At 42.0% G+C, this 21,406-nt stretch carries 27 protein-coding genes; all 27 read left to right on the forward strand.

The genetic code is table 11. The annotated features are described in order from the left end of the window. Window positions 1-450 precede the first annotated feature (450 nt). The 27 genes from rffA to PN462_RS07700 all read left to right on the forward strand — a co-directional run bounded on the left by rffA (window position 451) and on the right by PN462_RS07700 (window position 21,377). On the forward strand, window positions 451-1,614 hold the full coding sequence (gene rffA, locus PN462_RS07580; RefSeq protein ID WP_272127452.1) for a dTDP-4-amino-4,6-dideoxygalactose transaminase: 1,164 nt from the start codon (window positions 451-453) through the stop codon (window positions 1,612-1,614). Then, on the forward strand, window positions 1,611-2,777 hold the full coding sequence (gene pseC, locus PN462_RS07585; RefSeq protein ID WP_272127453.1) for a UDP-4-amino-4,6-dideoxy-N-acetyl-beta-L-altrosamine transaminase: 1,167 nt from the start codon (window positions 1,611-1,613) through the stop codon (window positions 2,775-2,777). Before rffA ends, pseC begins: the two co-directional genes overlap by 4 nt. 26 nt (window positions 2,778-2,803) lie before the next feature. Beyond that, entirely contained in the window at window positions 2,804-3,541 is a 738-nt protein-coding gene (locus PN462_RS07590; protein ID WP_272127454.1) for a glycosyltransferase family protein, read from the forward strand. Window positions 3,542-3,591: 50 nt separating this feature from the next. Continuing rightward, window positions 3,592-4,677 carry a UDP-2,4-diacetamido-2,4,6-trideoxy-beta-L-altropyranose hydrolase gene (pseG, locus tag PN462_RS07595; RefSeq protein WP_272127455.1) on the forward strand — a complete coding sequence of 362 codons (1,086 nt, stop codon included), beginning with the start codon at window positions 3,592-3,594 and terminating at the stop codon, window positions 4,675-4,677. Window positions 4,678-4,756: 79 nt separating this feature from the next. Then, window positions 4,757-5,050: a nucleotidyltransferase family protein gene (locus tag PN462_RS07600; protein ID WP_272127456.1), complete on the forward strand. Its 294-nt coding sequence runs from the start codon at window positions 4,757-4,759 to the stop codon at window positions 5,048-5,050. Next, window positions 5,047-5,220, forward strand: coding sequence for a hypothetical protein (locus PN462_RS07605; protein ID WP_272127457.1), 174 nt, complete (start codon window positions 5,047-5,049; stop codon window positions 5,218-5,220). The genes PN462_RS07600 and PN462_RS07605 overlap by 4 nt, the downstream gene beginning before the upstream one ends. Next, window positions 5,163-5,390 (forward strand): HepT-like ribonuclease domain-containing protein, encoded by a 228-nt coding sequence (locus PN462_RS23445; protein WP_443029098.1) that lies wholly within the window; start codon window positions 5,163-5,165, stop codon window positions 5,388-5,390. Before PN462_RS07605 ends, PN462_RS23445 begins: the two co-directional genes overlap by 58 nt. 163 nt (window positions 5,391-5,553) lie before the next feature. Beyond that, window positions 5,554-5,769: a hypothetical protein gene (locus PN462_RS07610; RefSeq protein ID WP_272127458.1), complete on the forward strand. Its 216-nt coding sequence runs from the start codon at window positions 5,554-5,556 to the stop codon at window positions 5,767-5,769. Between the two features lie 10 nt (window positions 5,770-5,779). After that, complete coding sequence (locus PN462_RS07615; RefSeq protein WP_272127459.1) at window positions 5,780-6,268, forward strand: GNAT family N-acetyltransferase; 489 nt, start codon at window positions 5,780-5,782, stop codon at window positions 6,266-6,268. Continuing rightward, entirely contained in the window at window positions 6,265-7,317 is a 1,053-nt protein-coding gene (gene pseI / locus PN462_RS07620) for a pseudaminic acid synthase (RefSeq protein ID WP_272127460.1), read from the forward strand. The genes PN462_RS07615 and pseI overlap by 4 nt, the downstream gene beginning before the upstream one ends. Beyond that, complete coding sequence (locus PN462_RS07625; protein ID WP_272127461.1) at window positions 7,299-8,840, forward strand: capsular polysaccharide export protein, LipB/KpsS family; 1,542 nt, start codon at window positions 7,299-7,301, stop codon at window positions 8,838-8,840. The genes pseI and PN462_RS07625 overlap by 19 nt, the downstream gene beginning before the upstream one ends. Before the next feature lie 57 nt (window positions 8,841-8,897). Continuing rightward, the gene (locus tag PN462_RS07630; RefSeq protein WP_272127462.1) at window positions 8,898-10,457 is read left to right on the forward strand and encodes a capsular polysaccharide export protein, LipB/KpsS family; all 1,560 of its coding nucleotides are present in this window, start codon (window positions 8,898-8,900) and stop codon (window positions 10,455-10,457) included. A 333-nt stretch (window positions 10,458-10,790) separates the two neighbouring features. Beyond that, the gene (locus tag PN462_RS07635) at window positions 10,791-11,735 is read left to right on the forward strand and encodes a hypothetical protein (protein ID WP_272127463.1); all 945 of its coding nucleotides are present in this window, start codon (window positions 10,791-10,793) and stop codon (window positions 11,733-11,735) included. A 208-nt stretch (window positions 11,736-11,943) separates the two neighbouring features. Then, window positions 11,944-12,699, forward strand: coding sequence for a glycosyltransferase family 2 protein (locus PN462_RS07640; protein ID WP_272127464.1), 756 nt, complete (start codon window positions 11,944-11,946; stop codon window positions 12,697-12,699). Between the two features lie 32 nt (window positions 12,700-12,731). Next, window positions 12,732-13,679 carry an NAD-dependent epimerase/dehydratase family protein gene (locus PN462_RS07645; RefSeq protein WP_272127465.1) on the forward strand — a complete coding sequence of 316 codons (948 nt, stop codon included), beginning with the start codon at window positions 12,732-12,734 and terminating at the stop codon, window positions 13,677-13,679. A 166-nt stretch (window positions 13,680-13,845) separates the two neighbouring features. Continuing rightward, the gene (locus PN462_RS07650; RefSeq protein ID WP_272127466.1) at window positions 13,846-14,838 is read left to right on the forward strand and encodes an MraY family glycosyltransferase; all 993 of its coding nucleotides are present in this window, start codon (window positions 13,846-13,848) and stop codon (window positions 14,836-14,838) included. A 158-nt stretch (window positions 14,839-14,996) separates the two neighbouring features. Next, on the forward strand, window positions 14,997-15,572 hold the full coding sequence (locus PN462_RS07655; protein WP_272127467.1) for a Uma2 family endonuclease: 576 nt from the start codon (window positions 14,997-14,999) through the stop codon (window positions 15,570-15,572). 86 nt (window positions 15,573-15,658) lie between these two features. Beyond that, window positions 15,659-16,297: a Uma2 family endonuclease gene (locus PN462_RS07660; protein WP_272127468.1), complete on the forward strand. Its 639-nt coding sequence runs from the start codon at window positions 15,659-15,661 to the stop codon at window positions 16,295-16,297. Window positions 16,298-16,455: 158 nt separating this feature from the next. After that, window positions 16,456-17,004, forward strand: a complete 549-nt coding sequence (locus PN462_RS07665; RefSeq protein ID WP_272127469.1) for a Uma2 family endonuclease — start codon at window positions 16,456-16,458, stop codon at window positions 17,002-17,004. 213 nt (window positions 17,005-17,217) lie between these two features. Then, entirely contained in the window at window positions 17,218-17,295 is a 78-nt protein-coding gene (locus tag PN462_RS23450) for an element excision factor XisI family protein (RefSeq protein WP_443029100.1), read from the forward strand. A 114-nt stretch (window positions 17,296-17,409) separates the two neighbouring features. Then, window positions 17,410-17,979 carry a Uma2 family endonuclease gene (locus PN462_RS07670; RefSeq protein ID WP_272127470.1) on the forward strand — a complete coding sequence of 190 codons (570 nt, stop codon included), beginning with the start codon at window positions 17,410-17,412 and terminating at the stop codon, window positions 17,977-17,979. A gap of 217 nt (window positions 17,980-18,196) precedes the next feature. Next, window positions 18,197-18,811, forward strand: a complete 615-nt coding sequence (locus PN462_RS07675) for a Uma2 family endonuclease (protein ID WP_272127471.1) — start codon at window positions 18,197-18,199, stop codon at window positions 18,809-18,811. A 40-nt stretch (window positions 18,812-18,851) separates the two neighbouring features. Beyond that, window positions 18,852-19,283, forward strand: coding sequence for a DUF29 domain-containing protein (locus PN462_RS07680; protein ID WP_272127472.1), 432 nt, complete (start codon window positions 18,852-18,854; stop codon window positions 19,281-19,283). 294 nt (window positions 19,284-19,577) lie between these two features. Continuing rightward, a complete protein-coding gene (locus PN462_RS07685; protein ID WP_272127473.1) occupies window positions 19,578-19,817 on the forward strand; it encodes a type II toxin-antitoxin system VapB family antitoxin in 240 nt (79 codons plus the stop codon). A gap of 8 nt (window positions 19,818-19,825) precedes the next feature. Then, window positions 19,826-20,212, forward strand: a complete 387-nt coding sequence (locus tag PN462_RS07690) for a type II toxin-antitoxin system VapC family toxin (RefSeq protein ID WP_272127474.1) — start codon at window positions 19,826-19,828, stop codon at window positions 20,210-20,212. A gap of 158 nt (window positions 20,213-20,370) precedes the next feature. Then, a complete protein-coding gene (locus tag PN462_RS07695) occupies window positions 20,371-20,802 on the forward strand; it encodes a DUF29 family protein (RefSeq protein WP_272127476.1) in 432 nt (143 codons plus the stop codon). An 11-nt stretch (window positions 20,803-20,813) separates the two neighbouring features. Further along, window positions 20,814-21,377, forward strand: coding sequence for a Uma2 family endonuclease (locus PN462_RS07700; RefSeq protein WP_272127477.1), 564 nt, complete (start codon window positions 20,814-20,816; stop codon window positions 21,375-21,377). The last annotated feature ends 29 nt before the right edge of the window (window positions 21,378-21,406 follow it).

Below are 21,406 nucleotides of genomic sequence, written 5' to 3' on the forward strand. Positions count from 1 at the left end.
TTATACTTCCTCAGGACTTTTCAAACAGCCTCTTAGTGTGGTACAAATCACTGAATCCTGCTTCTGGCATGGATTCCAGCATTTTTACATCACAATCAATTATTCAGAAACCCAAAACCCTTGCGCAGCAAGCATTTTGCTGGACTTTGGACAAACCTTAGAGGCTTGCGAAGCAAGCAAAATTGGTCAAACCCTTGCCATACCGTTGCTTCTGATGCATCAGAGTTGTGAGCTAAGGCTGTGATTGGGAGATATTCGGGAGTTTGAGAAACCAGGCTAAAGCCCCAAATCCCCGAATATCTCCAACCAGCTGTGTTCAAGCCGCCTGAAGACACTGTAAAACCGTTAAATCAGGTGGTGTAGCAACCAGCTTTTTGTCCAAAGTCCAAATTTTGGGCTTGAGTTTTGATTGGGGTTACACACCAAGTGCCGAAGAGCCAAAATAACCTAATGAACCAAATCCCTTTCAACAAACCCTACATGACAGGTAAAGAGCTTTGGTATATCAGCCAAGCTCACCATATCGGGCAACTCGCTGGGGACGGTAGCTATACTAAAAAATGCCATCAATGGCTAGAAGCTAAAACCAAATGCCATAAAGCCTTACTGACTCACTCCTGCACCGCTGCCTTAGAAATGTCGGCTATTTTAGCTGACTTAGAACCTGGAGATGAAGTGATTATGCCCAGCTATACCTTTGTTTCCACAGCAAATGCTTTTGTCCTTAGAGGAGCTGCTCCGGTATTTATTGATATTCGATCCGACACCCAGAACCTAGATGAAACCTTAGTTGAAGCGGCCATCACAAACCGGACTCGGGCCATTGTCCCTGTACATTATGCAGGAGTTAGTTGTCAGATGGATACTCTACAACAAATTGCAGCAAAACATCAACTCTTATTAATTGAAGATGCAGCTCAAGGACTCATGGCATCCTACAAAGGGAAACCTCTGGGTAGTTTTGGTGACTTAAGTTGCTTTAGCTTCCATGAAACCAAGAATATTATCGCTGGGGAGGGTGGGGCTTTAATAATCAATAATCCCCATTTTACAGAACAAGCGGAAATTATCCGAGAAAAAGGGACAAACCGTAGCCAGTTTTTCCGAGGGAAGGTCGATAAATATACTTGGATAGAACAAGGATCTAGTTATTTACCAGGAGAATTGATCGCAGCTTTTCTCTATGCTCAACTTGAAGAAGCTGAAAATATCATCTCCAGTCGTCTCAAAATTTGGCATTATTATCATCAACTGCTAGAACCTTTAGAACAAGCTGGCAAATTACGTCGTCCCGTTGTTCCTCTTGATTGTCAGCATAACGCTCATATGTATTACATTCTTTTATCAGATTTACCAACTCGGGCAAACTTGATCGAAAACTTAAAAAAGAATGGAATTAGTTCTGTATTTCACTATGTTCCTTTGCATAATTCTCCTGCTGGACAGCATTATGGTCGGTGTCATGGCAGTATGGAAAATACCATAAATGTTTCAGAATGCTTGTTGAGATTGCCGCTTTTTCCTACTTTGTCACTAGATCAAGTTGAACAGATTGTCAGTGTGATTAAAGGTGTTTTAAATCAAGCTAAAGTAGATGCTGATTTCTCAACATGACTTCTTTTATCCCCTACGGTAAGCAAGATATTTCCGAAGCCGATATTGCGGCGATGGTTGAGGTACTCAAGTCCGATCGCATTACTCAAGGGCCAGCAATTGAACGTTTTGAGCAGGCGGTGGCTGACTATTGTGGGGTTCAATATGCGGTGGCGGTATCCAGTGCAACGGCGGCGTTACATATTGCCTGTTTAGCTCTGGAATTGAAGGCTGGGGAGAGACTTTGGACTTCTCCTAATACGTTTGTGGCTTCGGCCAACTGCGGACGGTACTGTGGTGCAGAGGTGGATTTTGTTGATATTGATCCGAAAACCTATAACTTGAGTGTGGCGGCTCTAGAAAGCAAGCTCAAAACGGCTCAAGCTCAGGGTCAGTTACCCACTGTGGTTGTTCCGGTTCATTTGGCCGGACAGTCTTGTGAAATGGAGCGAATTGCTGAGTTGGCGCGACAGTATGGGTTTCGCGTGATTGAGGATGCGTCTCATGCGATCGGGGCGCGATATCAAGGGAAACCTGTGGGATGCTGTGAGTATTCTGATCTGGCGGTGTTTAGTTTCCATCCTGTGAAAATCATTACGACAGGTGAAGGGGGGATGGTTTTAACGAATCAAGAGGAACTGTATCAGAAGTTAATTCGGTTAAGAACCCATGGCATTACACGGGAACAAGATTTAATGACGGAAGCGAGTCATGGGGGATGGTACTATCAACAGTTGGAACTGGGTTTGAATTATCGCCTGACGGATATTCAGGCGGCTTTGGGAGCATCGCAAATGCAGCGACTGGATAAGTTTGTGGCTCGTCGTCGTGTGTTAGCACAACGGTATAACGAACTATTGCAATATTTACCCTTAACACTCCCTTGGCAATATCCTGATACTAATTCGAGTTGGCATTTATATGTGATTCGTCTTCAGTTAGACAAAATTAATAAGAGCCATCAGCAAGTGTTTGCAGCGTTGCGAGACGCTCAAATTGGGGTCAACCTTCACTATATTCCTGTTCATACTCAGCCTTATTATCAAAAGTTGGGGTTTCAGTGGGGGGACTATCCAGAAGCAGAGCAATACTATCGGGAGGCGATTAGTATTCCTTTGTATTACGGGTTAACTGATATAGAGCAAGAAAGAGTGGTTGACTCAATACGGAATGCATTATTGTGAGGATTAGACTCTAAAGAGTTGAAAGCATGAAAACTGTTATTATTGACCAAGCACGAATGACTTCAACACGATTACCCGGTAAAGTGTTGAAAACCGTATTAGGAAAACCTTTACTAGAGTATCAGATAGAGCGATTACAGCGTGTAGAACTAGCAGATGCATTAGTTATCGCCACAACGACTAATACAACAGATGATCCTATTGTTGAATTATGCGATCGCTTGGGCGTGAAGTATTATCGAGGTTCGGAAGCAGACGTTTTAGCGAGATATTACGAAGCGGCGCAAAAATATCAAGCTGATGTTGTTGTACGAGTAACATCTGACTGCCCACTGATTGATCCGAAAATCGTTGATCGGGTTATTCAGTTTTATTTGGATCAACGACCGCAATGTGACTATGCTTCTAATTGTCTCAAGCGAACATATCCTAGAGGGATGGATACAGAAGTTTTTTCCTTTGACAATCTATCTCAAGCATACTTAGAAGCAACAGCAAATCCTGATCGTGAACACGTCACTCCTTTTTTTCTACAAAATCCTGAGCGATTTTGCTTAATGCCAGTTATAGCTCAAGAAAACTACAGCTATCATCGCTGGACAGTGGATACAAAAGAAGACTTTAAACTGATTAAAAAAATATTAGAAGCCATTTATGAGCAAAAACAGCATTTCACAATGAATGATTGTATCGAGTTACTAAATAACAATCCTAGCTGGCAAGCAATTAATGCTCACATTGAACAAAAGCAATATGCAGTATAAAACTTGGAATTGAGTTCAATGTTGGGGTCTGAACCAATGACTTTTCCTCAATGACATACAAACAGTTACCTAATCTGCTATTCCGAGTGGACGCATCGACAGCGATGGGAAGTGGTCACTTGATGCGCTGTTTGGCTCTTGCTCAGGCGTGGCAAGCATTAGCCGGAAAAGCGATTTTTGCAGTTGCCACGGATATCGGCACATTACAAACTCGGTTGGATATTGAGGGCATTGCAGTTTACTCGTTATCAGTTTGTTCCGGGAGTGTAGAAGATAGCCAAGCTGTTATTTCCTTAGCCCAACAGTTGGGAGTCTCTTATGTGGTCGTAGATGGTTATCAATTTGGGGGAGACTATCAACAACAGCTTAAAGCGGCAGGGTTGAAGGTGCTATTTATTGATGATTATGGACACGCAGACTACTATTGTGCTGATTGGGTCTTGAATCAAAATCTCTCGGCTCACGAGGGTCTATATCCCCATCGAGAAGCAACGACTCAGTTGTTATTGGGAACAGGCTATGCTCTATTAAGACGAGAATTTTGGCAATGGCAAGGATGGCAACAAGAATGTCCCCCAGTGGCTCGCAAGATTTTGGTGAGTTTAGGGGGCGGCGATCCAGAAAATGTTACGCTCAAGGTGATGCAAGCGTTGTCTGCTGTGCAGGTGGAGGGGTTGGAGGTGGTGGTTGTGGTGGGAGGAAGTAACCCCCATTACTCGCAGTTGGCAGATGTGGCCAAACAATCTTGCTTTCCCATGATGCTTAAACGAAACGTGACCAATATGCCAGAGTTGATGGCTTGGGCAGATGTGGCTGTTGCGGCGGGGGGATCAACCAATTGGGAACTGGCGTTTATGGGGTTGCCGAGTATTATTCTGACAGTGGCTGAGAATCAAAGCGCGATCGCGCAACAATTAGGAAAAATGGGAATAACGATCAGTTTAGGATGGTATCACCAGCAGACGGTGCATCAACTGACGAATACAGTGGCTGAGTTGCTACCAGCTTTAGAGCAGCGTCAACAGATGAGTATAAGAGGAAGAAAGTTGGTAGATGGATTAGGGAGTCAAAGAGTGGTTGAGGTAATAACAGGTCACGCCAATCACTCAAAATCTTTAAATGATATAAAGTTGTAAAGCGTAAAGACAAGAGAGCAAATATGATGAACAATTACAAAATCCACCAAAGCAATTATATGAACAAGATTATAATCTAATGGTCACCTTTGAGAATTTACTCCAACAACGGGACAAAATTCTAACTGTTGCTCAACGTCATGGAGCATTTAATGTTCGTGTTTTCGGTTCTGTAGTTCGAGAAGAAGCCAGCGATCAGAGCGATGTAGATTTTCTGGTTGATTATGATCGCTCCCATCGCTCATCTTGGTTTCCCATGGGACTAATTGAAGATTTGGAAGGGTTGCTTGGAGTTCGGGTAGATGTCGTCACGGAGACAAGCCTAAAATCTCGTCTGCGAGACCGGATTCTACAAGAAGCAAAACCTTTATGAGACGGGATTCAGAACGACTACAGGATATTTTTGAGGCAATCAAGCGCATTCAAGATCGCGCTAACCTTGATCAAATTGAGGATGATGAGATGCTTCAAGTCTTCAAGTTTGGGTGCTATATCACTTACAAATTATTGGTGAAGCTGCCTGCACCCTCTCCTCCGAATTAACGCAAAACTATTCTCAGATTCCTTGGTCAAAAATTATCGGTTTACGTAATCGCGTTGTGCATGAGTATTTTGCTATTGATCTTGATATCGTTATTGATATTGTTATCTACGATTTACCTGATTTAAGGGAGCAAATCCAAGGAATTCTTAATGATTTCAGTGACAGTTAGTATCGGAGGAAAACACCTGATTACTCTAGGTTAGCAAGAAAAGACCGTGCTACCATAATTCATAAATTCATATAGTTACGAATCACTATAGTGATTCTATCTAAACATACGTCGTGTCGTAAAATTGCTATGGTTTCGCCAGATCGCGCAAAAATTAGGCAAAATGGGAGTAACGATTAGTTTAGGATGGTATAACCAGCAGACGGTTCATCAACTGGCAAGTACAGTGGCTGAGTTGCTGCCAGCTTTAGAGCAGCTTCAACAGATGAGTGTAAAAGGGAGAAAGTTGGTTGATGGATTCGGGAGTCAAAGAGTGATGGAAGTAATAACAGGTCACTCAAGAGAGTTAAATGTAGCTCAGTCAGCCGTTGAATTTTAGTAAATTCGAGATGTCGTCAAAGCCCCAAAAAGTGTATTTGCGCCCAGCTAATTGTAACGACTGCCAACTCTTATGGGAATGGGTAAATGATTCTAAAGTAAGAAGTGCATCTTTTTCATCAAATATAATTTCTTGGGAAAATCATAAAAAATGGTTTCATGAAAAGTTACAAAGCTCAAATTCTCATATTTTTATTGCTTTTGATAGTGACGATCAACCTATAGGCCAAGTGCGCTTTGAAATTCAAAACCAAGCTCATGCGGAGATAAGCATTAGTATTGTAAATTCTCAAAGAGGTTTAGGTTATGGTTGCTTAATTGTCAACCAAGGACTGCAAGAAGTTGTCAACCAAACATCAGTTAAAGTAGTTACAGCTTGGATTAAAGTTGAAAATCTGGCATCGCAAAAACTCTTTGAGAAAGCAAATTTTAAGAAAATAGAAAAAAAACAATATCAAGGTTGCTTGGCTTTCAAATACCAAAAGTTAATAAAATCATGAAAGAAATCACCATCCAAAATCGCACCATCGGGGCTAATCATCCGCCCTTCATTGTTGCTGAAATGTCAGGCAACCACAACCAATCCTTAGACCGTGCCTTAGAAATTGTGGAAGCTGCTGCAAAAAGTGGGGCGCACGCCCTGAAACTGCAAACCTACACAGCAGACACCATGACTTTAGAAGTCCAAGAAGGAGAATTTTACATCGACGATCCCAATAATCTTTGGTGTGGAAAATCTCTGCATGATCTGTACCAAAAAGCGTACACCCCTTGGGAATGGCACGAACCCATCTTTCAACGCTGTCAGGAATTAGGGTTAATTGCCTTCAGCACTCCCTTCGACGCAACCGCCGTTGACTTCCTCGAATCCCTTAACGTTCCCTGCTACAAAATTGCCTCCTTTGAAAACGCCGACCTTCCCCTCATCCGCAAAGTAGCGGAAACCGGAAAACCGATCATTATTTCCACCGGAATGGCCACCCTAGCGGAACTCGATGAAACTGTTCGCACCGTCAGAGAAGCAGGTTGTGAAGACCTTGTTCTCCTCAAATGCACCAGCACCTATCCCGCCACTCCGGATAACACAAATATTGTCACCATTCCCCATATGCGGGAACTCTTTGATGTCCAAGTGGGTCTCTCGGATCATACAATGGGCATCGGGGTTGCCGTGGCCAGCGTCGCACTGGGAGCAACAGTCATTGAAAAACATTTCACCCTCTCCCGTGCCGATGGTGGCGTTGACGCGACTTTCTCAATGGAACCAGAAGAAATGGCACAATTGGTGATAAACTCAGAGCGAGCGTGGCAAAGTTTAGGTCATATCCAGTACGGCCCGACTGAAGCCGAACAAAGCTCAATGATTTTCCGCCGTAGTTTATATGTCTCTCAGGATATGAAAGCAGGGGATGTGTTTACTACTGAAAATTTGCGATCGGTTCGTCCGGGGTTAGGTTTAGCTCCTAAATATTATGAGATCGTTTTGGGCAAACAAGTTAATCAATATGTTAAAAAAGGTAGACCTGTAACATGGGAAATGCTTGGATAAAAAAACAATACCATTACGACTACGACATCCGGTATACAATGCTTAAAGAGATGAATATAATATTTAATGGCTTTAGTTATCCTCTTCTTTCAGAGGTCATAAAAAATATTTATAATTCCTTAAATTTTTCTTACTTCCATTTTATTCGAGCTTATGATTTTAACCTTACAACAAAGAAAAATTGTGTAATAGAGTATCAAGACTGGCACAATGCTATTCTAGGTAAATACAATGTAGATTGGAACAACATTCCTCCGCTAGATGAAGAATTAATTGATAGAATGGTCTCTTGTGAATCAATTGTTTTGGAAATGATGAATCGCTTTGAAAGTGGTGGTTTTCAGTTAAGTTATCAAGAACGAAAAAATATATATTTTAAGCATCTAAGATATTGGAATTGGATATTAGATAGTAAGAAAATAGATTTATTTTTTTCATTTAACGTTCCCCATGAAGGTTATGATTTTGTTATTTACTCTCTCTGTAAGTTAAAGAAAATTCAGACTTTGTATTTTTACCCTCTTCCTATAGATGAAACATTGATTCTGGTAGAAGATATAGAAAAACCTGCGGATCAACTAGAACAAAAATATAAGCTAGCTCTCGAATCAATACAAGAAGATTCTCATTTAGAATCAGAACAGAAACTGCAAATGTCGCCTCCCTTTGAACAGTATTATAAAAAACAAATTTCCTTAAACATTGATCCCATACCTTTTTATATGGAAAAGCAACCAAAAACTAGACAATTACTAGCTTTTTTTAAAAAAATCTTACACAAAAAAGAAATTTTACACAAAAAAGAAATTGTTTTAGAAAAAATATTGACTTTTTCTTATTGGAAGAAAAAACTATATTGGCTTCAATTAAAAGTTTTTCAAGAGACAAGACTACTCGATTTTTACGATAAACATACCTTTGAACCAGATTTATCTCAGCAATATATTTATTTGCCCCTCCATTTCCAGCCAGAAGCCACAACTTCTCCGCTAGGTGGAGCTTTTGTTAATCAGCTACTAATTGTACAGTTACTAGCTTATGCTCTACCCGACAATGTTTATATTTATGTTAAAGAGCACCCTAAGCAAAAGATTTGTGGACGAGATGTCAACTTTTACAAAAATTTACTCAATATACCAAAAGTTAAATTGATACCTAGGCAATATAACTCTTTTCGTTTATTAGATAATTGTGTTGCTGTAGCAACTGCAACAGGTACAGCAGGATGGGAAGCTCTATTCCGTCAAAGACCTGTATTAATGTTTGGACACTATTTTTATCAGTATGCTCCTGGTGTTTTTCAGATTAGAAGTTTGAATGACTGTATTATGGCTATTGATAAAATATTCAAGCAAAAAGAAAGTCCAAATCCTATAGAAGTCAAAGCCTTTTTAAAAGCCGTGGAAAAAGTTGCTATTACCGGTTATACTAGCCTTCCATATCAGAAAGTTGCCCGCATTTCAGAAAAAGAAAACGTCAAGAATCTTTCGGATTCTGTTATTAAATATGTGACTAATTATTAACCAATTTAAGCAGCTAGATATATCATCCAAACCAAAAGTTAAGCCAACTAAGTTTACATGAAAGTAGGATTTATTAGTATTTTTTCGTATCGTCCCTTTGTCAAACATTTAACCTATCTTGCAAAAATTCTGTCAGAAGCAGGACATGAAACATCGTTTTTAGTATGCGACTCTTCAGTTGACAAGTGTTACAGTCAATTTCTCAAAGGACATAGTAAATTAAGAGAATGCCCTGTTTGTATATTGGGTGGGTTTCGCTCATTCCCGTTAGAAAACATTTATTCTATTAACCCTAATGTCAAAGTAGATTTAGATGAAAAAATTTTACAGGATATAGCTTCCTCAAGTTCTTATACTATTCATAGGGTTGAAACAAAGGAAGACTGCCAAAATACTAAAGTTCTAGAAACTCAAAAGGCTTTATATCAGCCCATAGAAATTGTTTATGGTAATGTTATAGAATGGGCTATTAAAAACAAGCTGGATAGCATTATTTGTTTTAATGGGAGGATGGATCTTACAAAAGCAGCAATCTATGCTTGTGAAAATATTGGAGTTCCTTACATAACAGTAGAACGCCCTTGGTTTGCCAATGGCTTACATCTTACTCCTAACGGAAACTGCTTATCTTTGAAAGAGTTTAATCGGTTTAATTTTGAATATCGCAATAAGCCTTTAACATTAAAGCAAGCTCAGTATGCTGCTCACTTAATGTCGATTCGGTTTTTACATAAGAATCAGTTAGATTGGAGAATCTTCCAATTTGAAAATTCTACATCCTCTAAAAATTTAATAGCATCTAGCGGGCAATGTCCTAGAGTTATTATCTTACCTAGCAGTAGTTGTGAGTTCATTGGTCATCCTGATTGGAAATCAGATTGGGATCACTTTACAGATGCTCTTGATGAATTAATTGCGGTTTTAGGGATTACTTACAAGCAATGTATTTTAAGAGGACACCCGATTTGGTCAGAAAATATTGGTTGTCGTACCGGAGAAAAATCCCAAAAGCATTATTATGAATGGGCTAATGCAAGGGGTGTACGTTATATTAATAGTAAGGAAAAAGTGAATACTTACTTATTAATGAAGGAAGCAGATATTATTATTGTTGCTAACAGTAGCTCTGGTGTTGAAGCAGGAATTCTTGGTAAGAAGGTTATATCATTAGGGAAGTCTAGATATCAAAATGCTGGCTTTGTTACTTCAATAAAATCTCGTAATGACTGGTTCAAATTAGAAAATTTAGAAAATCACGATCCTTTATCTGTCATACGTCTTACTCTGAGATATGTTTATATGCATTCTTGTCGCATCACGCAATATGTAAACTATATTCGCTTCATATCTTCAGGTAACTATGAATACTATGGAGGAGCAGATCCAGAGCAACTTCTTAGTATTTTTAGAATAGGTCAGCTAAAGGCTGATGATCCACTATTTGCACAGGATACTAATGATGAGGATAAAATTATAAGTGATTTATTTAATCAGAATTGGCAAAAATTTTCTCAATGGGAATTTAATCATACAAGCAGTCCAACAAGTATAGATAGAAAGATGGGACTCCGTTGGGTCGATTCCGTTAGAAACTTATTTCCTAGGGGAGATAGGTAATATTTGACCAAGCGTATATAAACTTATACTAAAACTCATATGAAAAACAGTATAGATAAATTAACTACCATAGCTACCCCTTCACTTTTCCATAAAAGGGCTTGCTACATATTTTTTTTAATAGCATTTATTCAGCTCTTCTATCTCACATTTTTTTCAGTACCTAATCCTTACTATCTAATTACTTGGTTAATTGTTACAACTATAGGCTGGACATTACTATTTTTATCACGCCCATCATCGGTCACTAATAAGTGGCCAACCATGAAGCATCCAATTCTATTTCAGTCACTCTTCTATATCACTTTTTTGTTTACATTGCTTTTTAGCAGGATGGACTATATTCTTTCAACATCTTTATATGGCTTGGATGTTACAAGGGTATCGGATGCTGTAGGGGGAGGTGGCTGGTATAGCTATATCAACATCTTTTTTTATCCGATGTCATTGATTGCTATGTTTTATCGGAGCAATAGAAATATATTTATATCAAATATGTTTTTAGTCTTCTTAATTTGTACTATTGATATTATATCAATTGGAACAAGAGGAATACAATTTTTTGTTATTACAACTTTTTTTTTACTTCTTGGAAAAAAAGACCGGCTCAAGATATTTATCTTTTTAATTATATTAGGAGTAATTTTTCTGATTGCTTTTGAGTGGACTACAAGAGTAAGATCTGGTACGTCGAGTGGGTTTGTTGACTATTGGGTATTTAAAGTTACCGAATCTTGGGTTAACAGGTCGATAATTGTCAATGAAAGCTTTGTCGATTTCATTCATCAAAATGCTCCTGTAGCACTACCTCTTTTATATTTCATTGCATATATTTCTCATTCAGTTCCGGAATTGTGTCGCTTTTTGTCGGAAGCTACTGAATACACAATTACTCCACATTTCTTATACTTAAAGCGTCATTACAATATTGTGACATGGGGAGATACTGAATCTGTTTCAGCTACAATTAGCCAGATGAATACATTTGGTGATAGTGGATTTGGTCTTTATCAAACACTTTATGCTGCCTTTCTAATTGATTTAGGTCTCTTTCTACTTATTGCAATTCTTGCATCAATGGCTATTCTTAGAATTTTTCAAGTGAAAAGTTTATTTATTTTTCCAGTATATTTATACTTTACTATCGTATTTACTTTTTCAAATATTACAAATTATTTTTTTACTGGTTTAGGGCCTTGGCGTTTTTTGATATTTGTGATGTTTTGGATATTATTTTTCCATTTTAGATTTAAAAGAAGATCAAGGCTAAAATACTAAAACTGGCTTAAATCTCTCAAAATAATTTAGTGAAGACTATTAAGACTATAGCGATCTTAGATAGGACATGAACACTTTGACTTTCAATTGTTGCTATCGGTGAGATACGGCGATTTAGCGTTCATAACCTATTTGGGACGGCTATATATAGAAATAGACTTAATGAATACTTGTAAATCAAAAGTTATATAACGTCTAAGTAATAAAAATGGGTAACAAATTACCATTAGTTTCGATTATAACCCCAACATTTAATTGTTCTCAGTTCGTAAAACAAACCATAAAATCGGTTCAAAATCAAACCCACCAAAACTGGGAAATGATTATTGTTGATGATTGTTCTCAAGACAATACAGCGAATATTCTAAAAGCAATAGCAGACAATGATGAAAGAATACATTTTATCCAGTTGACTACGAATGTTGGACCAGCAAAGGCTCGTAATGTTGCTATACAAGCAGCAAGAGGTCGCTTTATTGCTTTCCTAGATAGTGATGATTTATGGTTACCTAATAAGCTAGAAAAGCAAATTCATTTTATGCAATCAAAAGGTATGGCTTTTTCATACACACAATATCGGCGTTTTTCAGGTTCTTCTCTAGGGCATCTCGTTAGTATACCCAATTCGCTAAATTATCGACAACTTTTAAAAAATACTGCAATTGCAACATCAACAGTAGTGATCAATCGAGACTTCACTGGAGAAGTCAAAACACAAAATCAAGGATATGATGATTTTATACTATGGCTTAGTATTCTCAAACAGGGTTTTACGGCATTCGCACTGCAAGAAGATTTAATGCGTTATCGAGTTAGTTCTAACTCTGTATCTAGTAACCGTTTGAGATCAATAAGGTGGGTTTGGAATATTTATCGTAATGTGGAAAAATTAAATTTATTAGATTCTACATGGTGCTTTACTAACTATGCTTTAAATGCTTCTTGGAAATGGAAAACCTTTTAACTTAGGTATTGTTATAGTCAATTCTGGTTAAAATGAATCAAATATTAGTTACAGGAATTACAGGTTTTATTGGCACTCATTTATTATCTTGCTTAATTCAGCAAAATTACTCTCTGAACATAACAACTCGCAACATTCACCCTGAAACTTCCCCGAAAATCACAACAGTAAAAATAGCTGATATAAATGAAGTAACCAATTGGGATGAAGCTTTAACCAATATAGATACTGTCATCCACCTAGCCGCCCGCGCTCACCTCCTCCAAGACAACGCAACCAACCCAGAAGCCGAATTCCACAAAACTAACACCGCCGCCACCGCTAACCTCGTCCAACAATCCATTGCAGCCGGAGTCAAACACTTCATCTTCATCAGTTCCATTGGCGCAATGGCCACCCTCAGCCCATACCCCTTAACCGAATCGTCTCCTTGCACTCCAGACACCCCCTATGGACGCAGTAAACTACAAGCCGAACAAGCCCTAAAAGAACTTTGTGCCAATAGCTCCATGACCTGGACAATCCTCCGCCCTCCCCTAATCTATGGCCCCCGTAACCCCGGTAATATGGCACGTCTCCTCAAACTGGTCAACACAGGACTGCCCTTACCCCTTGGAGCAATCAACAACCGCCGCAGCTTACTTTACGTGGGCAACCTAGTCGATGCCATCATCACTTGTCTCTCTCACCCCAACGCCAAAAATCAAACCTTCTTAATCAGTGACGGAGAAGACTTATCCACCCCTGACTTAATCCGTCAAATTGGCCAAGCTATGGGAAAAACCCCCTTATTACTTCCCATCCCCCCAACCCTACTTACCTCACTCGCTAAACCCCTCGGAAAACAAGAAACAGTGAATCGGTTAATCGGCTCTCTTCCTATCAATAGCCAGAAAATCAGAACAACCCTGAATTGGACACCTCCCGTTACAGTGAGTCAAGGCTTGCAAGATACTGTAAATTGGTACTTAAATCAGTAAACCAAGCAAAAGCCTGTCCAAAGCGAACAAATCTTACGACTACAAGAAGATAAAGCCTATTCCCACGAAGCCGCCACACGCGACTTTGGCTATCACCCGCGATCGCTAGAAATTGGACTACAACAAGAAATCGAAATTATGCGCTCTGAAGGAATCATCTAAGACAATGAACGTAGGGTTAATGGCACTGATCACCTTGAGTTTTGGACTAGCGATCGCGCTAACCGGTTGGATACAACATCGCTTTAAAACCCAACTCCTCGACCTCCCCAACGATCGCAGTTCCCACAGCCAACCCACCCCCAGAGGCGGCGGCCTCGGCTTCCTCATCGCCTTCACCCTCACCAGCACCGCCCATTGGGGCATCAGCCAATACACCACCCCCCCCAACCTCACCCCTCACCCCGGCTACACCAGCCTAGTCCTCCTCCCCCTCGCCATCGTCGGTTTCATCGACGATCGCAGCAACGTCCCCGCCCCCATCCGCTACCTCATCCAACTCAGTGCCGCCGGAATCGCCATCATTTCCTTCGGCCTCCCTCCCATCCCAGCACTCGCCACCCCCCTCACCCTCCTCCTCACCCTCATCGGCTTCACCGCCCTGATCAACTTCTACAACTTCATGGACGGCATCGACGGCCTCGTCGCCAGCGTCACCGCCCTCCAACTCACCTTCCTCGCCCTCTACCTCCAACAACCCCTCTGGTGGCTACTCATCGCCGCCCTCCTAGGCTTCCTCTACTGGAACTGGTCGCCCGCTAAAATCTTCATGGGAGACGTAGGCAGCACCGTCTTAGGCGCGAGTATAGCGATCGCACTCCTCAACAGCCCCCAACCATCCCAACTCTGGACTGCCCTCCCCATCCTCCTCCCCCTCATCGGCGATGCCATCTACACCCTCACCCGCCGCCTCCTCCGCCGAGAAAACATCTTTCAAGCCCACCGCACCCACCTCTACCAACGCCTGCAACAAGCCGGTTGGAGTCATGGACAAGTCACCCTCACCTACCTCCTCCTCACAGGCATCATTGCCCTCCTCCTCCCCACCCTCGGACTCCTAGGCAGTGGCTTGAGTCTGGGGCTAACCCTAAGCGCGATCGCGCTAGGCGAACTCTACCTCCACACCCAAAATCGCCCCACCCCCTCCTCCTCATCCTGACTATCAACCAGAAACGGAGTTGGTTACAATAGAAAACTGGACAAGTCTCAGATTAGGCATTCGCTTTGTCCTAACAGCGATCGCTTCGCACAGACGGAGGCGATCGCTAACAAAATCTTTCCTCGGTCAGAAGAACCATTCATCATTTTGGGTTGAACATGACTGTATTAATTCTCCAAACTCATCCAGCCCTAGACATGACAGAAGAACAGTTTTTTCAATTCTGTCAAATTAACCCGAACTATCGCATTGAACGAAATGCCCAAGGAGAATTATTAGTGATGTCCCCTACAGGAAGCGAAACAGGACATCATAACGCTAAATTAACGCAACAATTGGGAAACTGGTCTGATGAAGACGGGACAGGAATTGATTTTGATTCTTCTGCGGGATTTAAACTTCCCAATGGGGCAGAGCGATCGCCCGATGCGTCTTGGGTCAAATTAGAGAAATGGCAAGCCATACCACCCCAACAACAGCAGAGATTTGCCCCTTTATGTCCTGATTTTGTCGTGGAATTGCGATCGCCGAGTGATAAGATTCAACCGTTACAAGAAAAAATGGAAGAGTATATACAAAATGGTGCATCTTTAGGTTGGTTAATTGATCGCAAAAATCGCCGAGTTTATATCTATCGTCCCCAAACCCCAGTAGAATGCGTGCAATCTCCTGAAACGCTCCAAGGAGACCCCCTTTTATCTGGGTTTGTTTTGCAACTGGCAAAAATTTGGTAGTCAAAACCAAAAAACGCTCAAATCGATACGCCCTTTGAGCTTGTTACAATCGACGTGAACCCGGCCAATTCACCCACGACCGAATCATGAACATTTCTCTGGAAAGCGAAATTATTTATCCCGATAGTGATGGCCAACCAATAGCAGATAATACCCAGCAATTTTACTGGATTGTTCTGATTAAAGAAAACTTAGAGCGATTATTTGCCCCTGATCCTCAAGTGTTTGTCGCCGGAGACTTACTCTGGTATCCCATCGAAGGTCATCCAGAAATTCGGGTAGCCCCCGATGTAATGGTGGTATTTGGCAGACCAAAAGGCGATCGCGGCTCGTATCGACAGTGGGAAGAAGACCAAATAGCCCCACAAGTGGTATTTGAAATACTCTCCCCTGGAAACCGTCTCAAGGAAATGACCAAAAAACTGCAATTTTATGACCGCTACGGAGTCGAAGAATATTATATTTATCATCCAGAACGCAATGACTTACATGGTCTCTATCGCACAGCAGAAGGGTTGACAGTCATTGAAGACATAGAAAACTGGACAAGTCTCAGATTAGGCATTCGTTTTGTCCTAACGGCTGAAACCCTAGAAATTTATCGTCCGGATGGTGAAAAGTTTCTTACTTCCCTAGAATTAGAACAACAAGCTCAACAAGAACACCAACGGGCTGAACGTCTAGCGGCTCAATTGCGGGCTTTAGGCATTGAACCGGAGTCATAAATCATCTTAATAGTCTTTTTCAGAGTAATAATGTAAGTCAAAAGAAATCAAAAGTAGTAACGAGAATCACACTTCTCCTAACCCGTTTCCTACCTAGCCTTTTCACCACAGCCTTGTAATTGAATCCAATCGCAAAAAATACAAGAGACAACCCAGCCATGACAGCCACCGCCTTACTCTCACAATACCCCCCAATAACCTCCCTAGAAGACTGGCTAGAAAATCCTCCAGAACGCACGGAATGGGTTAATGGAGAATTGTTTGAGAAAAATGGCATAACTCTAAAACATAGCAAAGCTCAAAGCCGTTTGAGTCGCCAGTGGGCGAATTATATAGAATCAAGCAATCAAGGCGGTGAAGTTTATACTGAAGTTCCCTGTCGCACCGAAAAACAGGGACGTTCCCCCGATGTCGCTTATTTAACCCCAGAATTAGTCGCAGAATACGGAGACGCTAAAGCCCTTCCCCGCAGTTTCCCCCTCACAGCAGAAATCATTTCCCCTACAGATTTTGCTGAAGATGCGATCGCGAAAGCTGAAGAATATTTACAATCTGGGGCTGAAGAAGTTTGGCTAGTTTTTCCAGAAAATCGTTGGATTATTGTTGTGACTCAAGAGCATAGACAAATTTTTACATCGGGAGACACAGTAAGTACCCAAAAAGTCATCACTGGATTTACGATTGCTGTGGATGACTTATTAAGTTAATTGTAAGCATTCAGGTGATCCCCCCTAGCCCCCTTGAAAAGGGGGGAAAAGAGCGAAAGTCCCCGTTAATAAAAAAGCGAAGCATCCTCTATCCTCCCCCTTTTTAAGGCTTGTCCTGTTTCTCCTTGCGGAGACACTTCGTGAACGCGTAGCGTCCCGTAAGGGGTAGCTTGCCGAAGGGGGGATAAGAGGGGGATCATCTAGTCAACCTGAATACTTACGAAAGAAGATATTGTTTTAGGTTTTCAAGCTCCTGAAATGCGCCAATATACAGGCTATGGTGTTGCTTAATTCTATAAGCGCGATCGCACCAAAAACCGCATCCTAGAAAACGCGATTCTCCTCCGGAGACGCTGCGCGATCGCCCCACAATAAACTCAAAACCAGTCGAATTCCCAGAACCCCATGGTCACAACCCCTCAAACCAACCCCAAAATCACCCTAGACCAGTTTCTACAACTACCCGAAACCAAACCCTACCGAGAATATCTGTACGGGCAAATCCAAGCCAAACCCATGCCGCAAGGACAACACAGTGTTTTACAAGCACGGTTAGGGGCAAAAATTAACGAACAAGTTTTACCCAGTAAACTGGCTTATGCCCTGCCAGAATTACGCTGCACCTTTGGCGGACTGTCCATTGTTCCAGACCTGTCCATAGTAACTTGGCCACGAATCCCTCGAAACGAACAAGGGAAAATTGCTAATCGCTTTGCAACCTACCCCGATTGGGTTATTGAGATTCTCTCCCCCGAACAATCCGCCAATAAAGTCATCAAAAAAATAAAATTCTGCCTAGAACAAGGCACAGAATTAGGCTGGTTACTCGATCCCGACGATGAATCCGTCATGATCTTAACACCCAACCAATTTCCCGACATTCAATCCAACACAGAACCGTTAACCGTCATAGAAGACTTACAAAATCATCTACAACTATCCGCCCAAGAAATATTTAGCTGGTTGACGTTTTGAACCTTGGCGTTAAACCCAAAGCTAAACAAGAACCTTGGATTGAAATCCAAGGCTAAGAGCAAAAACCCGTTGAAACGGGTTAAGGCATCAAAAGAACAAAGAGAAATCCCCCAAAATTATCAACTCAGTCGGCTTGAGCCGACTTCGGCTATGAGCCTTGGGTTTTAACCCAAGGTTCACTACAATAAATTCAAAACGCTCTCTCGGCTTAACCCCTATGCGTTCCACCCTCCCTCAACCCCTCACCTTTGAGGAATTTATCCAATGGAAACCAGAAGAGGGACAGTATGAACTCCATAATCGCCTCATCATCGAAATGCCGCAACCATCAGGGCAACATGAAGAAATTACCAGCTTTCTAGCCGAGCGACTCACCGCAGAATATCTTAGGTTAAACTTACCCTACCGTATTCCCAAAACGGTCATGGTCAAGCCCCCCGACAAAGACTCCGCCTACTCCCCCGACGTTTTACTCCTAAATCGCCCTAACCTCAACAATGAACCCTTGTGGCCATCCGCAGCCACCGTCACCCAAAACACCTCCATCCCACTCATCATTGAAGTCGTTAGCACCAACTGGCGAGTCGATGATTTAACCAAAGTAAAAGATTATGAAGAAATCGGCATCCCGGAATATTGGATCGTCGATTATTTAGGATTAGGGGGAAGGCGATTCATTGGCAATCCCAAACAACCGACAATCTCCATTTATGAACTCATTGACGAAGAATACCAAGTTCGCCAGTTTAGAGGTCAAGACCCCATTATCTCCCCAACCTTCCCAGACTTAACCCTCACCGTCGCACAAATTTTCCAAGGCACTGAGCAGTAAACTCAACTTCCTGTTCCTGTTCCCACTCAGAAACTCAACCATGACTTCCTCCCTCTACGACCAAGACTACAACCACTGGATACAAGACACCATCCAACAACTGCGGAGACGCAACTTTGAGCGCGTGGACTGGGATAATTTAATTGAAGAATTAGAAACGATGGGGAAAAATGACAAACGCGCTCTCATCAGTCTTTTAACCCGACTTCTAGAACATTTACTCAAACTCGCCTATTGGGAAGCCGAAAAACCGAGAACGGCCAATCACTGGGCTTCAGAAATTGTCAACTTTCGCGCCCAAATTCAAACCCGTCTAGAAGACAGCCCCAGTCTCCGTCCTCAATTACCCGCATTCTACGAGAAAGCCTATCCTACTGCGGTCAAATCTGTCTCACAACTGTTCACACTGCCCTCTGATGCTCAGATTAGCCTCAACCAAGCCCTAGATGACGACTGGTTTCCCCCTCACTAGACCCTTGGATTGCCAATAAAACCTTGGATTGAAATCCAAGGCTAAGAGTAAAAACCCGTTGAAACGGGTTAAGGCATAAACAGAACAAAGAAAAATCCCACAAAATCATCAACCCAGTCGGCTTGAGCCGACTTTAGCTCTGAGCCTTGGGTTAAAACCCAAGGCTCACTATCGGTTTAACCCTTGGTATCCAAGCACCTATGAGCCAAAACGTTCCACCCTTGGTACAAAAACTGCTTTTTTTTATTTGCCTAAAATGGTAGAAAGGTAGAAAAAATCTACCTAAAATAAACTATGAGCATGAACATCAAAGACCCCAAAGTCCATGCAATGGCCAAAGAATTAGCCAAACTCACTGGTCGCAGCATGACCGAAGCCGTGAAACTCGCTGTAGAACAAGCCCTCACAGAAGCCAAAGCCCAACAAAAGCAAGCCCAGTCTCCCCCCCTTGGACAGCGATTAAATGCGATCGCGCTACGCTGTGCTGCCCTACCCAATCTTGATCTCCGGAGTCGGGAAGAAATTCTCGGTTAACTACTACGATGGTCATCGACACCTCCGCAATTTTGGCAATTTTAGGGGATGAACCGGAGCGAGAAGCGTTGATTCAGAAAATTGAGTCCGCGAAGGTTCGCTTAATTGCTGCTCCCACCTTGTTAGAAGGCGAGATTCTACTCCACGCTCGCAAAGGCCCCCTCGGTCGGGCTGAATTAGAATTATTTATTTATGAAGCGGAATTCACCGTAGTCCCCTTTGATAAAGCCCAAGTCCATTTTGCCTTCCTCGCTTGGGAACAGTACGGCCAAGGCCAACATCCAGCTAATCTCAATTGGGGGGACTGTATGGCCTACGCGCTGGCAAAATCAAGGAGTGAACCCTTACTGTTTCAAAAAGCAGGGTTTACGCAAACGGATATTCAAGGGTGGTGAGAAAAGAAAGAAACCAAGGGAGCAAGAAACTAGGTTTCTTGATAACGTCTTGAGATTTAACCGAAAATTAGGGATAGAAACCCGGTTTCTCAGGACTCAACAGGACGCTCCACAAACGCGCTAAAATACCCTTAACCCAACGAAACAACAATCAGGCCATGGAAGAATTGCTCGCACTGAAAGAGCGACTGTTGTGTGGGGATATTTCCGGCGCATTAGTCATTGTCGAAGAATTAGAAGAAATGAGCCGGGATGACAAGATTAACAATATTCGCAGTTATGCCATTATCCTGCTGTTACATTTAATCAAACAACAGGCAGAAAATCGCACCACTCGCTCTTGGGAGGTTTCTATCCGTAACTCGGCTTTAGAGATTAACAATAAAAATAAACGCCGTAAAGCGGGAGGGTATTATCTCAAGGGGGAAGAATTGCAAGAGACTTTAGCCGAAGCCTATCCCCAAGCTCTGAACCTTGCTTCTCTAGAAGTTGCAGAAGGACTTTACGATACAGATACGTTAGAACAAATGGTGAATCAAGACGCGATTTTAGAACAAGCCTTCTCTTGGATTGCCCCTACCCGTGACTAAACACCTGAACCATGACAACAACCACTGTAAAACCCATCTCCCTAGAAGAATTCCTGCAACGCCCGGAAACCAAACCTGCTAGTGAATTTATTGCAGGGGAAATTATTCAAAAACCCATGCCTAAAGGAAGACATAGCCGTTTACAAGGAAAACTGAGTAGTGAGATTAATCTTGTCACCGAAGCGGCCAAAATTGCCTACGCTTTTCCCGAACTGCGATGTAGTTTTGGCGATCGCTCTATTGTCCCAGATATCGCAGTCTTCCGGTGGCAACAGATTCCTTTTCTCCCCAATGGTGAAGTGCCAGATCGCTTTGAACTGCCTCCTGATTGGATCATCGAAATCCTTTCTCCCGAACAGAAACCCAATAAAGTGATTGGCAATATTTTATATTGTCTCGATCGCGGCAGTCAGTTGGGCTGGTTTCTCGATCCCGATGACCAAAGTATTTTGGTATTCTGGCCTAATGGCACACCTTCCCTCCGACAAGACGATGATTCTCTCCCTCTCCTCGAAGGCATCGAATTAGACCTCACCGTGAATCAAGTTTTTGGTTGGCTGAAAATGGGACTCTAGGGGAGTTACACTATAGACTAAATCCGAGA

The sequence above is a fragment of the Spirulina sp. CS-785/01 genome, assembly GCF_028330525.1.
Taxonomy (GTDB): domain Bacteria; phylum Cyanobacteriota; class Cyanobacteriia; order Cyanobacteriales; family Spirulinaceae; genus JAQMSD01.

What these genes read in the sequence shown, in the direction of transcription:
- rffA (WP_272127452.1), top strand. Translation starts at nt 451, where the DNA reads ATGAACCAAATCCCTTTCAACAAACCCTACATGACAGGTAAAGAGCTT.
- pseC (WP_272127453.1), top strand. Translation starts at nt 1,611, where the DNA reads ATGACTTCTTTTATCCCCTACGGTAAGCAAGATATTTCCGAAGCCGAT.
- PN462_RS07590 (WP_272127454.1), top strand. Translation starts at nt 2,804, where the DNA reads ATGAAAACTGTTATTATTGACCAAGCACGAATGACTTCAACACGATTA.
- pseG (WP_272127455.1), top strand. Translation starts at nt 3,592, where the DNA reads ATGACATACAAACAGTTACCTAATCTGCTATTCCGAGTGGACGCATCG.
- PN462_RS07600 (WP_272127456.1), top strand. Translation starts at nt 4,757, where the DNA reads ATGGTCACCTTTGAGAATTTACTCCAACAACGGGACAAAATTCTAACT.
- PN462_RS07605 (WP_272127457.1), top strand. Translation starts at nt 5,047, where the DNA reads ATGAGACGGGATTCAGAACGACTACAGGATATTTTTGAGGCAATCAAG.
- PN462_RS07610 (WP_272127458.1), top strand. Translation starts at nt 5,554, where the DNA reads ATGGGAGTAACGATTAGTTTAGGATGGTATAACCAGCAGACGGTTCAT.
- PN462_RS07615 (WP_272127459.1), top strand. Translation starts at nt 5,780, where the DNA reads ATGTCGTCAAAGCCCCAAAAAGTGTATTTGCGCCCAGCTAATTGTAAC.
- pseI (WP_272127460.1), top strand. Translation starts at nt 6,265, where the DNA reads ATGAAAGAAATCACCATCCAAAATCGCACCATCGGGGCTAATCATCCG.
- PN462_RS07625 (WP_272127461.1), top strand. Translation starts at nt 7,299, where the DNA reads ATGGGAAATGCTTGGATAAAAAAACAATACCATTACGACTACGACATC.
- PN462_RS07630 (WP_272127462.1), top strand. Translation starts at nt 8,898, where the DNA reads ATGAAAGTAGGATTTATTAGTATTTTTTCGTATCGTCCCTTTGTCAAA.
- PN462_RS07635 (WP_272127463.1), top strand. Translation starts at nt 10,791, where the DNA reads ATGGACTATATTCTTTCAACATCTTTATATGGCTTGGATGTTACAAGG.
- PN462_RS07640 (WP_272127464.1), top strand. Translation starts at nt 11,944, where the DNA reads ATGGGTAACAAATTACCATTAGTTTCGATTATAACCCCAACATTTAAT.
- PN462_RS07645 (WP_272127465.1), top strand. Translation starts at nt 12,732, where the DNA reads ATGAATCAAATATTAGTTACAGGAATTACAGGTTTTATTGGCACTCAT.
- PN462_RS07650 (WP_272127466.1), top strand. Translation starts at nt 13,846, where the DNA reads ATGAACGTAGGGTTAATGGCACTGATCACCTTGAGTTTTGGACTAGCG.
- PN462_RS07655 (WP_272127467.1), top strand. Translation starts at nt 14,997, where the DNA reads ATGACTGTATTAATTCTCCAAACTCATCCAGCCCTAGACATGACAGAA.
- PN462_RS07660 (WP_272127468.1), top strand. Translation starts at nt 15,659, where the DNA reads ATGAACATTTCTCTGGAAAGCGAAATTATTTATCCCGATAGTGATGGC.
- PN462_RS07665 (WP_272127469.1), top strand. Translation starts at nt 16,456, where the DNA reads ATGACAGCCACCGCCTTACTCTCACAATACCCCCCAATAACCTCCCTA.
- PN462_RS07670 (WP_272127470.1), top strand. Translation starts at nt 17,410, where the DNA reads ATGGTCACAACCCCTCAAACCAACCCCAAAATCACCCTAGACCAGTTT.
- PN462_RS07675 (WP_272127471.1), top strand. Translation starts at nt 18,197, where the DNA reads ATGCGTTCCACCCTCCCTCAACCCCTCACCTTTGAGGAATTTATCCAA.
- PN462_RS07680 (WP_272127472.1), top strand. Translation starts at nt 18,852, where the DNA reads ATGACTTCCTCCCTCTACGACCAAGACTACAACCACTGGATACAAGAC.
- PN462_RS07685 (WP_272127473.1), top strand. Translation starts at nt 19,578, where the DNA reads ATGAGCATGAACATCAAAGACCCCAAAGTCCATGCAATGGCCAAAGAA.
- PN462_RS07690 (WP_272127474.1), top strand. Translation starts at nt 19,826, where the DNA reads ATGGTCATCGACACCTCCGCAATTTTGGCAATTTTAGGGGATGAACCG.
- PN462_RS07695 (WP_272127476.1), top strand. Translation starts at nt 20,371, where the DNA reads ATGGAAGAATTGCTCGCACTGAAAGAGCGACTGTTGTGTGGGGATATT.
- PN462_RS07700 (WP_272127477.1), top strand. Translation starts at nt 20,814, where the DNA reads ATGACAACAACCACTGTAAAACCCATCTCCCTAGAAGAATTCCTGCAA.